Raw genomic sequence first — 14,147 nt, 5'->3', positions numbered from 1 at the left:
TTTAAGGCATCCATACGCAAATGCTATACAATGGAAATTGCAACTAAAAAACCAATGTCGCAATAACATTCGAGATTGAACCATGAGACTGCGCCAAATTGAAGCTTTCCGAGCCACTATGAACACCGGTACGATCACTGGTGCGGCCCATATGATGTCGGTTACCCAACCCTCGGTCAGCCGGCTGATCGCTGACCTTGAAGAAAATCTGGGGTTCCGCCTGTTCGATCGAAAAAGCAGTCGCTTGCAGCCAACCGAAGAAGCATCGCGTTTTTATCAGGAAGTGGAACGCACCTTTGCTGGTATTGATCAATTGGAGCATGTTGCAGAGCGCATTAGACAGGAGCAAATGGGGCTTTTGAACGTTTTTTCAACTCCTGCCCTGTCGGCTTCTTTGTTGCCAAGCATCGTCAAAAAATTTCATGAGACCCACCCCAAAACCGAAGTGCGGCTGGATGTTCGCGTCCCCATGGAAATCTTTCGGCAATTGCAAGCGAACACCGGCGATGTGGCCATTTCTAACCACGCTGCGGAGTTGCCCGGTGTGGTTCAGGAGCCGCTGATCAACGCAGTCTTTATATGTGCTTTGCCTGAGGGGCACAGGTTGGCGGCCAAAGAGGTCATCACCCCTCAGGATCTGGAAGGAGAAACCATCATTGGCTTATCCAGCGAAGGGCCTTTGAATTGGAATAAAATATTCAAAACCTTCGAAGACAAAGGGGTGATGTATCACAAGTGGCTCACCACACAGCACGCCGAGACGGGGTATGCCATGGTAGCTGAAGGCATAGGAATAGGGATATTGGAACCCTTTTCCGCACGCCGATGGTCTAAAATTGGGGTTGTCATCCGCCCCTTGAGGCCAAAGTTTGACTTTGCTTTTTCCATTTGTTTTTCGGCAAACAAAGCGCGTTCTTCCATCGCACAGGATTTTGCCCAAATCGTGCGAGAACAATTGAAAAATGATCCCCTGCCCTTTCAGTGTTAGGACGGCAAGACCATTGAAAGGGCCGAGCCCGTAGCGGACTGGTTGCGTTGTTTAAGCCAGCCAGTAGGCATAGATTAATGCCCAGATGGACAGAAAAGTAACAGATATCAGAAAATAGGAGCGGTTCCAGACCCGTCCGACATCGTTGGTTGGAATACTGCCAAACCGACCTATCAACATGTTGGTTGCGGTGAAGGGGGATGTCAGTCCGGTCAGCGCCCAGCCGCACAGCAAGGCGACAGCAAAAGCAGAGGGTGCCATGCCCATCAGCGCTGCATCGGGCAACAGAGGTGCAACAAGTGACAGCGTCAAAATGGGATTGGCCCCCAACTGACCAAACACCGGCATGATCCACAGAAGCGCAAGGAGTAAAAGCCAAGGTGGCAGTATCGAAAGGTTGATTCCGGCTTGCTCTAACAGCGGCACCAAAAGGGAAGAACCGACGACGCCGATGTAGCCTGCGCTCATGAGCAGAAGCAAGTCGGAACGGAAGGCGGGAAGTTCTGTGTGAATATATTTGATCAGGCGCTGTCCAACCATCGATCTATTTTTTAATTGGATGCATAACCAACCGATGGAAAGCAGCGGGACAACCACGAGCACAATCCCCACAATGCGAATGTCCATCAGCAATTCAATTGCAAGCACCGGCGCCATGATTACCAAAAGCAACACCGCTAGCGGCAAAAGCACCGTCCATCGAAGCTCTGTTTTGAAGCGTGAGGAGCGTGACTGTGGTCGTCTGGGTTTGAAAAGAGTATCCAGCGCCCAGCCTGTTCCCAGAAGGATGGCGGAACTGACCAGGCCGGGCAGTGCTATCATGCTCCAGCTGATGCCGGGAATGGTCGCTACTGCCATAGCCGTCGACAAGGACATTGGTGACCACGGCAGTGCGGAAACAAATCCCCGTTGGATTGCCAACAGCATTCTGCGTGTTCGGATTTTGCGAACCTCTTCATCTGGTTCCGCATCGGCACTGGAAAGTGCGAGGGTTCCAAGTAACTGAATCGAACCGAAATTGAGCAGAAGGGCAAAAATCTGGGTGCCGAATGACAGCGAAATATAACGCCTGCCGGGCGGCTGGGCCGCAAGAAAATTTCCTGCCTTGCTCATAGCTTGCGAAGAAGATGCCGCATTGCGTAAGATAGTCAGGGCACTGAAAAAAGAGGCAAGGAAACCGACATTCTCAACGGCCACCCAAAGCACCTCTTTCCAAGCAGCATGTGTGAAAAGCAACGCGACAGTGAGAGACGCGCAGACCAGAAGGAAGATCTTCCCAGCTCTGGTTGCATTCATGGCCATCATCAAAACAATCAGGGCAACGCTGACCATAAGTGGCCAGTGGATCCATGCCATGCTGGTCCACTCAAATAGGGCTTGAAGTATGATGACGGCCACAACCACCCAGCCGAAAATGCCATCGCCAAAACGCAAAGCACCCATAAAAATGATCCTGATTTACCGGAGAGACTTTTAAACCCTGCTGAGACCTGTGCAGGCATGTCCGGTTTTGATGAAGAAGCAAAGAGACGCTTTTGCGCTGGGCTATAATAGGACATATGGCGGGGCGGATAAACCCGAAGCTTCAACCACTGCAGAGACGGCCCTCTCCTTGTGGACAGGGCTTCTATCTCGAGGGGTGTTTATGCGGTGGAGAGCATTATTCTTTAGTCTTGTTTTTGAGGTTGTCTTGCGGAAGCAATCTCGCTCAACCTTTAGTAAGCAGAGTGTCGCGTATGAAATGATTGGCATGGGCTTTGCCCCGCAGAAACCAATTTAAAATCAAATAATTGTGTGATTTTGTGGTGTTTGCGACGCCAACTCCAAAGACGCAAATAGTCTACTTGTATCCATCGACTTGTCGCTTTTTATCATAGTGCAATAGTCGGAATGGGTATCAAGACGCGTGTTTTGGTTGTTTTGCAATCGATCAAGCAGAAACAATACTCTTGTAAAATTGAAAATACATATGTAATTTAAGGCAATGAACTTGGAGGTTGCGAGGCGGGAGACTCGTTTCAAGTCAGTGTTTTTTTGCAGGCGATGGAGTTCGCCTGTTTCTCAAGGGAGGACGATATGAAGTTATTTGCTACTCTATTGGCTTGTGCAGCAATTGCATTGCCAATTCAGGCCGTGGCGCAAGACGCTGCCGGAACCGTTAAAAAAGACAGCTATCGCTTTGTTGTGGTTCCAAAGGTTGTGCACCCTTGGTTTGACAAAGTGAATGAAGGCGCACAGGATGCTGCGGCTGCGATCGAAGCACAAACAGGCTCCAAGGTCGAAGTTATCTATTCCGCTCCACAGTCGGCTGATGTCGTGCAGCAGAACCAGATCATTGATAGCGCTCTTGCTACAAGGCCAGACGGTTTGGCCCTAGATTTGCTCGATCCATCAGGCAATCGTGCTTCCCTTGAAGAAGCACAAGCACAGAATATTCCCATCGCTATTTTCGACTCTATTCCACCTGAAGGCATGGCCATTCCTTACATCGGTTCTGATTTCTGCGAACAGGCCAAAATTGCTTCACGTCGTCTTGTCGAAATTTTGGATGGCAAAGGTGAAGTTGCTATCATGATGGGTGTGCCAACCGCACCAAACCATGCCATTCGTGCCCAATGTCACCGCGAAGTCTTTGCTGAATATCCAGACATCAAGGTCGTAGCAGAAGGCATTGACAATGACAGCATCGAAATAGCACAGCAGCAAGCTGCCGCTATTATGCAAGCAAACCCTAACCTTGACGGTTGGGTTGCCTGTGATGCAGCTGGTCCAATTGGTGTTGGTCAGGCCATCGTGGAAGCTGGCAAACAAGGGAAGGTTAAACTCGTCGGTCTCGACAACCTCCCAGAAATGCTGGATATGATCCGCAATGGCGTTGCTGACAGCTCTTCTGCATCTCAGCCTGAACTGCAAGGTTATTGGTCTGTTATGCTGCTCTGGGCACAGGCAACTGGCGCACCGGTTCCTGGCTATCTTGATACCGGTAATGCGTTCCTCACCAAGGATAATTTGGACTGATATTCCGTTTTGAAGGAATTATCACGGAGCGCGGAAACCATCTGCCGCGCTCCCTTCCATCTTGGTTCCACCGGTAGGGTCTCACTATGGCTTATCTTGAAGCAAGCGGCCTGGGGCGTGATTTCCCCGGTGTAACCGCGCTCAATGACGTCGATCTAAGGATCGAGCTCGGTCGCACACACATTCTCGCTGGCGAGAATGGGGCTGGAAAATCAACCCTCGTAAAAATATTGACTGGCACCGATCGCCAGACTCGCGGAGAGGTTCTCATCGACGGACTTGATCCGCATGCGGATGGTTCTCTTTATGATCAAATCTCCTATGTTCCTCAGGAGCTTAATCTCTTCCAGCAAATGAGCGTGGCCGAGAATTTGTTCATGCCGTTCCACAAAACCGGTCACGGTGGTGCTTTGGTCAATGGCGCGGCCCTTGTTGCCGAAGCCCAAACCTATCTGGATAGGTTCGGTATTGAAGCGGACCCCCGAGATCTGGTGGCACATATTTCAGTCTCAGATCAGCAATTGCTGCAAATTGCACGTGCCTGCACCAATGCCAAAATGAAAGTTCTCATCCTTGACGAGCCAACGTCCTCGTTGACGCGGGTTGAGGTAAAGCGGGTCTTTAAGGTGATACAGGATCTGCTTGAGCGCAATCTTGCCATCGTCTTCATTAGCCATAAAATGGAAGAAGTCTTGCAAATCGGTGATGACTATACCGTGTTGCGCAATGGTGAATGGGTTGAGAGTGGCAAAATCAATGATGTGAACGAGGCGGATTTGATCCGCGCCATGTCTGGCCGTGACTTATCTTTTGATGAACATTTTCGCCCGCAATCTCCTACTGACGAAGTGATCATGTCCGTGCGCGGTCTCACTGGCGCACGCTTTGATGACGTTGGTTTTGAATTGCGTCGTGGTGAAATTCTTGGATTTGCAGGCCTTGTGGGCGCTGGGCGCTCTGAAGTCATGCAAACCATTTTTGGCTTTCTAAAAGCCAAGGGTGGGGAAGTCAGCGTTGAAGGTGAGAATTGGGTGTTGGGTGATACATCCAAGTCCGTTGCTGGTGGCATGCTGTATCTTTCTGAAGAGCGCAAGCATCATGGAATTTTTCCGCTTTTGTCACTGCGCGAGAATATCGGTATTTCCATTCTGTCCCTGACATGCGGGCGCATGGGTATCAGTAGCCGGTTAGAAACGGAAGCCGTACAGCAGGTGATCGACGATTACGACATAAAAAGCGCTGGTATGTCCAAGCGTATCACACAGCTTTCCGGTGGCAATCAGCAGAAAGCGATCATCGGTCGTGCTATGGCAACTCGGCCAAAGGTGTTGATTTTCGACGAGCCCACAAAGGGTATCGATATTCGGACCAAGTCCGAGATTTACCGCATTATGCGCGGTCTGGCTGAAGATGGTGTGGGGGTTATTCTGGTCTCCTCTGAACTGAACGAGCTGAAAAAATGCGCCAGCCGCATTGTCACCATGCACAACGGTCGCATCACGGGTGCGTTCGAAACAGCAGACGCCAACAATGAAACACTCGTAGGTGCCATTTTTGGCACGGAGGCAAAGACAGATGAACGCACAGTCCAGTAATCTTATGAACAAGATGCGCAGCCCAATCGCTGGCGTGTTTGTCGCGCTCGCAATCATTTTTACGCTGTCAGCGCTGATTTCGCCCTACTTTCTGTCAGGCTATAATTTGTCGGTGATCGCACGCGGGCTGGCATTTGTGGGCCTTATTACCATCGCGCAGTCTATGCTGATGGTCTTGGGCGAGCTCGATCTTTCCTTGGGTATGATTGGCGGCTTATGCGGAGTTGTGTCCGGTATTCTGATGGTCCGCTATGGGTTCGAACCTTATACCGCGATGGTTCTGGCCGTTATCATGGGTGGTTGCCTGGGCCTTTTGAACGGACTGCTGGTTACAGTGCTGCGGTTGCACTCTTTGGTTTTAACCATTGGTACAGCCGGCATTTTCGGTGGTGCCAATCTGGTTCTGACACGCGGAGTGGCCATTTCAGGTATTCCCCGTGAAGTTCAGTATTTGGGGCGTGGTGCTCTGTTTGGTGTGCCTGCACCTTTTATCATTATGTTGGTGGCGCTGGCCATCGCGTCCTTCATGATGCTGAAAACCCCAATGGGGCGTTACATGTATGCCATCGGCAACAATCAGGCCGGTGCCCGGATGTTGGGTATTCGTGTTGATTATATACGAGTGATGGTATTTGCCGCCGCCGGTGCTCTTGCCGGGCTGGCTGGTGTTTTGATGGTTGCCCGTCTGGGTACGGCCCAGCCATCGATTGGCAATACTTGGGTTCTTGCTCCCATCGCTGCCTCGGTCATTGGTGGTGTTGCGACCACAGGCGGTATTGGTAGCCCTATCGGTGCGATATTCGGTGCCGGTATCATTGCTATCATCGAAAATATAATCGTGCTGTTTGGCGTGTCGCCTTATTGGCAAGGCATTGTTTCGGGCGTGATTGTTGTTCTCGCCATTTCCTTTGACGCTGTCTCCCGTCGTTATCTGCGCCAGGATGCCTGAGCGGTATTTTGATTTGACGAAAGAAAATATCATGGATCAAGTAACCAAGACCAAAAAACTGATCAACGCACCAGACGATATCATTGATGAATTGATTGAAGGCATGGTTGGAGCACACTCTGATATATTGTGTGTGGATGGACCAACAGGGCGCGCAATTGTTGCGGTGGATGGGCCGCGCGATGGCAAGGTTGGCATTGTTGTTGGTGGTGGCTCCGGCCACGAGCCAGCCTTTGCTGGCTATGTCGGGCGAGGCCTTGCAGACGCCGCTGCCGTTGGCAATGTCTTTGCCTCTCCCTCTCCTGCCCATATCGAGGATGCGGCTCGCGCAGCCGATGGTGGTGCGGGGATCCTTATGCTCTACGGCAATTATACCGGTGATGTGATGAATTTCACGATGGCGGCGGAAGAGTTGGTGCAGGAAGGCATTGCTGTGCGTCATGTCGCTGTTTGTGATGATGTTGCCTCAGCACCGGTTGAGCGCCGGTCCGAGCGCCGCGGCATTGCGGGAGACTTTTTTGTCTTCAAAATTGCAGGTGCTGCCGCCGATTTGGGTGAACCACTCGTGCGTGTTGAAGCCTTGGCGCGTGCCGCCAATGATGCCACCTTTTCCATGGGAGTTGCACTTAGTCCCTGTTCCTTACCTCAAACCGGCAAACCAAATTTCGTGATTGATGACGAAGATATGGAAATCGGAATGGGCCTGCATGGTGAGCCGGGTATACGTCGCCAGAAGCTTGCTCCGGCTGATGAAGTGACCGATGAATTGGTTGATGCCATTCTAAAGGAAGCTGAGTTGGTTTCTGGCGACAAGGTAGCTGTGTTGGTAAACGGCTTGGGAGCAACCTCGCAAATCGAACTCTATATTTTGTTCCGGCGTGTGAAACAGCGTCTTGATGCGCTTGATGTTACGATTCATGCATCTTGGGTTGGCGAATATGCAACATCGCTCGAGATGGCCGGAGCGTCTGTCACTTTACTCAAGCTGGATCAAACGTTGCAAGGTCTCCTTGATCACCCTTGCCGCACCCCTGCTCTGGTTGTTGGTGAACTAGAGAAATCAGGTGTGACGGCTAGTCGTAGTCGCAGATCTGTTCATTCGGTTGCAAAGGTGGCGGTCGTCAAGGATCAACCCCGTGACTTAATAACCGAAGGCGATGTGACGCCCGCTGTTTTCAAAGCCATGATGCACAATGTCGGGGTTCAGGTCATCGCTGAAAAAGAATGGTTGTCAGAGTTGGATGGCGTCATCGGAGATGGCGATCATGGCATGACGATGGAAATTGGCTGGAAAGCAGTCCAACATGCTTTGGAAGAAGCGCCAGACGATGAGACCATCGAAAGTATGTGCAAACGCATGGCCAAGGCCTTTCTTGATGCGGTGGGTGCCTCGTCGGGTCCACTCTATGCCACAGCTTTTTTGCGTGCGGGTACAGCTGTTGGCAATCGACTCAATCTTGACGGGGCCGCCATGGCAGAATGGTTGAGCGCTGCTTGCCAGGGCATACAGGATCGCGGCCGTGCCAATCCTGGGGACAAGACGATGATTGACGCGTGGGTGCCGGCTGTCCAAGAAGCCTTAAAGGAGGCCGCAAATGGCGGCTCTGCGCTGGAGGTGTTGGTCGCAGCACAAAACGGAGGAGAGGCGGGTATGAATGCAACTGCTCCGATGAAATCCCGTCGTGGCCGATCTGCAAAATTGGGTGAACGCTCGGTAGGCCACATTGATCCAGGGGCTGCCTCAACCTTTGTTACCTTAAGAGCGATGCGAGAAGCTCTCGACAAGGCGATGACCTGATAATGATGTGATTGCAGTAGGGGCCGCGATTAGCGTGGCCCTTGCAGCAATGCATGGGCTACGCTCTCGTTGGTGACGAGGCGGTTGACATAGCCGCCGCGCAAAATAGCCCTCATAATTGGTATTTTGCGCAGGCCACCAGATACCAAAATAGAGATCGGCTTGAGCTTCATTTTGTCGGGTGGCAAGGCAATCACCGAATTGTTGAGAAAATGATCAATCGGCTCGCCAGAGGCGTTGAGAAAATACCCCATAAACTCACCAACAGCTCCGAGCTTTAACACCGCATCAAAATTGTCTTTGACCACCCGAATTTGGGTCAGTGATGTTTCTAATTCAAGATTGCCACAAGAGACAATGCCGATGTCTGCTATTTCTGTGCGTGCCAAAACATCTGTGATTTCATCATTCAACAGAAGCGCGTTTCGGCTTTCTGGATTTACGCAATAGATCGGAGCGGTGAGATAGTGGCATTCAACCCCCAACATATGTGCAAATGTTGTTGCCACACCAAAGGAATTGCTTGCGGAACCGCTGGTGACGCCACCGGTCAATCCCACCACCCAGCTGTCAAATTTAGGGCGCGCCTGAACACTGCGCACGGCAAAGCTCAGGGTTCTGCCTGAACCGATGCCAACACCCATGTCGCGCCCTTCAATAAGGCCGCTGGCTAAGGTTCCTGCTGCTTCACCAATAACCCGTTTTTGTTCCATATAATCATCAAGATCGGGAACAACGACGGTTTCCATCAGGCCGTATCGCTCGGACATTTTGTCAGCGAGCTCGATACAATCTGTTAGCGGCAGATTCACATTCACTTGGACATGGCCCGAGAGCCGCACTTGCCCAATGATCTTATTCACCTTAAGGCGCGTGATATTCATGCGCTTGGCGATTTCCTGCTGCGTTTGTCCGCCGTTGAAATAGAGCCATGCAACGCGTGCACGCTCCAGTTCTTCATCGATTGAACTTGTTGCTTCAATCATCCAGAACCATGCCTCTCTACAATGTCAATTTTGAGTAGTCGATTCACACCAAAAGAGCAATCGCCCGCGCCACAAAGCCTAAAAGAGTCAAGGTGATATTACAAGCTATCCGCGTTCGTCTTGGCGTATGACCAATGGCTTTTCTTAAAAACCCTCCCTGTTGAGACGGCATGTCGACTATGCAGCACAGTCCTATTATCACGCAAAGTTTCTCCAAAATAACATATATACGATGATTTTGTTATCTATTTGTGTTATATTTTGATAGACAAACAAGCACTATGTCACCGATGCTGGCCCCAAAGTGGGGCAAACCAAAACACTGACAAACAGAGGTCTATAGCCGCTGTTGCAAGGACTTGAGAAAATGACTGTCTCTTCTGAGATTTTGCCTGATATCTGGATTGGTACGAGCTGGAAAATGAACAAAACGCTCGCTGAAGCAAAGGTGTTTGCGAAGGCGCTTCTTTCTTCTGACGCCAGTCGGGACAAAAAAATTCAACGCTTCATTGTACCCCCTTTTACCGCTGTGCGAGAAGTCAAGGCGATGTTGTCTGAGACTTCGGTCAAAGTTGGTGCGCAAAATATGCATTGGGATGAGGCCGGTGCTTGGACGGGCGAAGTCTCGCCCGCCATGCTGAACGATTGTGCACTTGATCTGGTTGAATTGGGGCACTCGGAACGCCGGGCGTTTTTTGGGGAGACCAATAAAACGGTCGGCCTTAAAACTGCAGCGGCGGTTCGTCATGGTTTGACACCGTTGATTTGTATCGGTGAGACAGGGGCAGAAAAGGAAGCGGGGCAGGCAAAGGCGGTGCTGGAAACGCAGGTTCGGGCAGCTCTAGGGGAATTGTCTGCCGAGCAAAAACAAGCCAGAATTTTGCTGGCGTATGAGCCTGTCTGGGCCATCGGTGACAATGGCACACCGGCATCCTCTGATTATGCCGATGCAAGGCAGGCTGAAATCCTGTCTGTTGCCGAGGATGTGCTCGGCCATCGTCCGCTGTGTTTATATGGTGGATCGGTCAATCCTAGCAATTGCGCGGAGTTGATTGCCTGTCCCCACATTGACGGGTTGTTTATTGGTCGTTCTGCTTGGAATGTAGAAGGTTATCTCGACATTCTGGCCAAATGCTCAGCTACCTTAGCCGCGCAGTAAAGTCCGCTGATCTCTGACGATTGACTTGGCTCGGCTAATCTTTGAACGCATATTGTTTGCTCTGAAACCAACAAGCTCCGCATCAGCCTTTGGCATTATTGCGGAGCTTGTTTCGTTACAGATCCGTTGTTTCACTATGCGTGATACTTTGCGTCCACTTTATCAATCGCCTCGACATTGCTTGCGGAGCGACCTGCAGGGTCAAATGTTTCCTTGAGGAATGTGTCGGCAATGGTTTTTGCCACTTCTGCGCCAATGACACGTGCACCCATCGTAATGATTTGAGCATTGTTGGATAGGGCAGCCCGTTCCGCAGAATAGGTGTCGTGGGTTAGAGCTGCGCGAATGCCCGGTACTTTGTTGGCGGCGATACTGACGCCGATGCCAGTGCCGCAAATCAGAATGGCTCGGTCATAGGTCCCTTTGATAACTTCGTTGGCGACGCGGTCAGACAGATTGGCATAGAAGGCATCAGGCCCTGCGTCGCTGTGAGAGATTTCTGATACGTCATATCGATCACTCAGATAGTCTGCAAGGATCTTGGCAAGACCCTCTCCTGCGCTGTCGCCTGCAACTGCAATTTTCATGATGGTGTCCTTTCCCTATTGGCCGACCGTTCTATGGTGCGTCGGGTCAATGAAATTGGCGTCATTCGCCTTTGTATTGGCTATCATTTGTTATTTTTAACTCTCAAGAATAACAATAACAACAAAATTCATGTGATATAGCACTGTCACTTCCAAATATAGCCTAAAATAACAAATAATTCTATATTTTGTGATTTATAATTGTGATTTTGTGATTTTTGGTGTATCAATGAGCCAACAGGAGGATGGTTTCATGATCAAAGATCCCTTTATCGCGAGTAAGGAAAAACTGGATCCGAACAATTTTGCATTGGCAAATTGTATTCGGGCTCTTTCTATTGATGCGGTCAATGCAGCCAATTCGGGGCATCCGGGTGCTCCCATGGGAATGGCAGATGCAGCTACAATTCTGTATCGTAAGCATTTGACGTTTGATGCAGCGATGCCTGATTGGCCGGATCGGGATCGGTTTGTGTTGTCCAATGGTCATGCATCGATGTTGCTCTATTCTCTTCTGCATCTAACCGGTGTTGAAGACATGACAATGGACCAAATCCGTAATTTCCGGCAATGGGGATCGATCACTGCGGGGCATCCAGAATATGGCCACGCAAAAGGCATAGAGACCACCACAGGCCCGCTGGGTCAAGGTCTTGCAACGGCGGTGGGTATGGCCATGTCCGAGCGGTTGTTGGCTGAAGAATTTCCTGGCTTGGTAGACCATCACACCTATGTCATGTTGGGTGACGGCTGTCTCGAGGAAGGCATCGGTCAAGAAGCCATCAGTCTTGCTGGCCACTTGGGGCTGGGCAAGCTGATCCTGCTCTATGATGATAATGACATCACCATTGATGGGCCGACGTCTGTGTCTTTCTCCGAGAATGTACCTGCCCGTTTGGCCGCTTGTGGCTGGCATGTGCAATCCTGTGACGGGCATAATCCTTTGGCGTTGGACGCTGCGATCACTGCGGCCAAGGCTGAAACCGGCATGCCATCGCTTATCGCGATGAAAACGATCATCGGTTTTGGGTCGCCTAACAGAGCCGGTACTGCAAGCGCCCATGGTGCGCCGTTGGGAGAGGAAGAAGGTGCTGCGGCCAAGGCTGCTTTGGGCTGGTCCTATGCTCCATTTGAAATTCCTGCCGATTTGTCAAAAAAATGGCGTGATATTGGCGCCAAGGGCCGTGATATGCGTACCGCTTGGGAGACCAAACTAGCTGAGCACCCGCAAGCTGTGGAGTTTATGCGGCGCCAATCCGGAATTTTGCCTGAAGGGTATGATGCCGCTGTTGCCAAGGCTCGCAAACAGTTGTTTGCCGCTCCGGCTAAGGTGGCCACCCGTAAAGCGTCGCAAATGGCTTTGGATGCCTTGGCAGGATCTTTGCCTGAGTTGGTTGGCGGTTCGGCGGACCTGACCGGATCAAACCTGACACGGGTGGAGGCGGTTGATAGCCAATATAGCCGTGATAAACCGGGGCGTTATATCGGATATGGTGTGCGTGAGTTTGGCATGGCCGCCGCCATGAATGGGTTGGTTTTGCATGGCGGGTTTATTCCCTACGGCGGCACATTTTTGGTGTTTAGTGACTATGCACGTAATGGCATCCGATTGTCAGCCCTAATGGAAATCGGCACCATTTATGTCATGACTCATGACAGCATCGGTTTGGGCGAAGATGGTCCGACCCACCAGCCGATTGAACATCTGGCCAGTTTGCGAGCCATTCCCAATCTCAATGTTTTCCGTCCGGGCGACGCAATGGAAACTCTGGAATGCTGGGATATCGCCATTCGAAATCGCAACCGCCCTTCCCTTATGGCCCTGTCACGGCAAGGGGTGCCGCAATTGCGACTAGAGGAGAGCGATGAAAACTTATCCGCCAAAGGCGCCTATATCCTGCGCTCTTATGGCTCGTCGCGAGACATCACGCTGATCGCAACCGGAACGGAGCTGTCCTTGGCTGTCGAGGCAGCAGAGGCTTTGCAGGCTGAGGGTTTGGGTGTGGTCGTTGTCTCAATGCCTTGTTGGGAGTTGTTCGATGCACAGCCGAAGAACTATCGGGACAAAATTCTGGGTACAGCCCCAAGAATTGCCATTGAAGCGGCAAGTAAATTTGGCTGGACGCGCTATGTTGCCAGTGAAGAGGATATCATTGGTATGGACGGATTTGGGGCCTCGGCTCCGGCTGAGCGTCTTTATCAGGAATTTGGAATTACCAAACAGGCCGTTGTCGATCGCGCAAAACGATTGTTAGAAGCCTGAGGGTGATAGAGTGAGCGGGCTTTGGCTGGTTGCTAAAACCAAAGCTCCGCTTTGAAAGAAGGACTTGGGCATGGCTCAAATCGTTTTCGACTTAGACGGGACGCTGATCGACAGCGCTCCTGATATTCGCCAGGTCGCCAACACAGTATTAGAGGCCGAAGGCAAAGGGCCTGTTAGCTTGGCACAAGCGATAAGTTTTCTAGGCAGCGGCACCCATGTTTTGGTGCAGCAGATGCGGGATACTGTCGGTATTCCGGACAGTGAGCAAGATCGCATTTTGAAAGCCTTTCACACCCTATATGAAGGGGCGTTTGATCTCACAGAACCTTATTCAGGGGTACGGTCGGCGCTCGATACGCTCGCCACTCAGGGGCATGGTCTTGGTATTTGCACCAATAAACCGATGCGCCCTTGTAGGGCTGTTCTGAAACATCTCAAATTGGATGTGGTTTTTCCGGTCGTTCTGGGAGGGGACAGCTTGCCAGAGCGCAAACCCCATCCTGCACCGCTGCTTGCTACCTTTGATGCACTTGGTACTGGGCAACGGATTTATGTGGGCGACAGCGAAGTCGATGCCGAAACCGCTGAACGGGCTGGCATTCCATTCTTGTTGTTCACTCAAGGCTATCGCAAGACCGCGGTCGAAGACTTGCCGCATACCGCGACGTTTGATGATTTTTCGGCTTTGCCCGATTTGATTGCAGACACGCTCGCGGCGGCCTCCTGACAAGACGCGATTTATACTTTTTTGCCTTTTTCCGCCCGCCAGTCTTGGTTGAGGCAACGATGGGTGCTGGAAAATTT

At 51.2% G+C, this 14,147-nt stretch carries 11 protein-coding genes; 8 read left to right on the top strand and 3 right to left on the bottom strand.

Translation table 11 applies throughout. The features are described from left to right. Positions 1-82 precede the first annotated feature (82 nt). The gene (locus C0081_RS20185) at positions 83-988 is read left to right on the top strand and encodes a LysR substrate-binding domain-containing protein (RefSeq protein ID WP_101535542.1); all 906 of its coding nucleotides are present in this window, start codon (positions 83-85) and stop codon (positions 986-988) included. A gap of 51 nt (positions 989-1,039) precedes the next feature. Here C0081_RS20185 and C0081_RS20180 read toward each other — a convergent pair whose 3' ends face one another. Continuing rightward, positions 1,040-2,431 carry a hypothetical protein gene (locus C0081_RS20180; RefSeq protein WP_101535541.1) on the bottom strand — a complete coding sequence of 464 codons (1,392 nt, stop codon included), beginning with the start codon at positions 2,429-2,431 and terminating at the stop codon, positions 1,040-1,042. Positions 2,432-3,064: 633 nt separating this feature from the next. On the opposite strand from C0081_RS20180, the gene C0081_RS20170 reads away from it, so the two are divergent. From C0081_RS20170 to dhaL, 4 genes are all read left to right on the top strand, one after another. After that, positions 3,065-4,006: a substrate-binding domain-containing protein gene (locus tag C0081_RS20170; protein ID WP_101535539.1), complete on the top strand. Its 942-nt coding sequence runs from the start codon at positions 3,065-3,067 to the stop codon at positions 4,004-4,006. A gap of 86 nt (positions 4,007-4,092) precedes the next feature. Then, positions 4,093-5,601 carry a sugar ABC transporter ATP-binding protein gene (locus C0081_RS20165; RefSeq protein ID WP_101535538.1) on the top strand — a complete coding sequence of 503 codons (1,509 nt, stop codon included), beginning with the start codon at positions 4,093-4,095 and terminating at the stop codon, positions 5,599-5,601. Further along, the gene (locus tag C0081_RS20160; RefSeq protein ID WP_101535537.1) at positions 5,582-6,550 is read left to right on the top strand and encodes an ABC transporter permease; all 969 of its coding nucleotides are present in this window, start codon (positions 5,582-5,584) and stop codon (positions 6,548-6,550) included. Before C0081_RS20165 ends, C0081_RS20160 begins: the two co-directional genes overlap by 20 nt. 31 nt (positions 6,551-6,581) lie before the next feature. After that, positions 6,582-8,348, top strand: coding sequence for a dihydroxyacetone kinase subunit DhaL (gene dhaL / locus C0081_RS20155; protein WP_101535594.1), 1,767 nt, complete (start codon positions 6,582-6,584; stop codon positions 8,346-8,348). Positions 8,349-8,377: 29 nt separating this feature from the next. Here dhaL and C0081_RS20150 read toward each other — a convergent pair whose 3' ends face one another. Then, a complete protein-coding gene (locus C0081_RS20150; RefSeq protein ID WP_101535536.1) occupies positions 8,378-9,334 on the bottom strand; it encodes a sugar-binding transcriptional regulator in 957 nt (318 codons plus the stop codon). 388 nt (positions 9,335-9,722) lie between these two features. Here C0081_RS20150 and C0081_RS20145 point away from each other — a divergent pair, with 388 nt between their 5' ends. After that, positions 9,723-10,493, top strand: coding sequence for a triose-phosphate isomerase (locus C0081_RS20145; RefSeq protein ID WP_180966981.1), 771 nt, complete (start codon positions 9,723-9,725; stop codon positions 10,491-10,493). Between the two features lie 134 nt (positions 10,494-10,627). Here the strand turns inward: C0081_RS20145 and derI are convergent, their stop codons facing one another. Beyond that, the gene (gene derI / locus C0081_RS20140; RefSeq protein ID WP_101535534.1) at positions 10,628-11,080 is read right to left on the bottom strand and encodes a D-erythrulose-4-phosphate isomerase; all 453 of its coding nucleotides are present in this window, start codon (positions 11,078-11,080) and stop codon (positions 10,628-10,630) included. Between the two features lie 253 nt (positions 11,081-11,333). On the opposite strand from derI, the gene tkt reads away from it, so the two are divergent. Further along, positions 11,334-13,343: a transketolase gene (tkt, locus tag C0081_RS20135; RefSeq protein WP_101535533.1), complete on the top strand. Its 2,010-nt coding sequence runs from the start codon at positions 11,334-11,336 to the stop codon at positions 13,341-13,343. Positions 13,344-13,413: 70 nt separating this feature from the next. Then, positions 13,414-14,070, top strand: coding sequence for a phosphoglycolate phosphatase (gph, locus tag C0081_RS20130; protein WP_101535532.1), 657 nt, complete (start codon positions 13,414-13,416; stop codon positions 14,068-14,070). The last annotated feature ends 77 nt before the right edge of the window (positions 14,071-14,147 follow it).

The sequence above is a fragment of the Cohaesibacter celericrescens genome, assembly GCF_002866925.1.
Classification (GTDB): domain Bacteria; phylum Pseudomonadota; class Alphaproteobacteria; order Rhizobiales; family Cohaesibacteraceae; genus Cohaesibacter; species Cohaesibacter celericrescens.
Note: the sequence above shows the minus strand (reverse complement) of the source record. Positions and strands in the feature narration are given on the sequence as shown.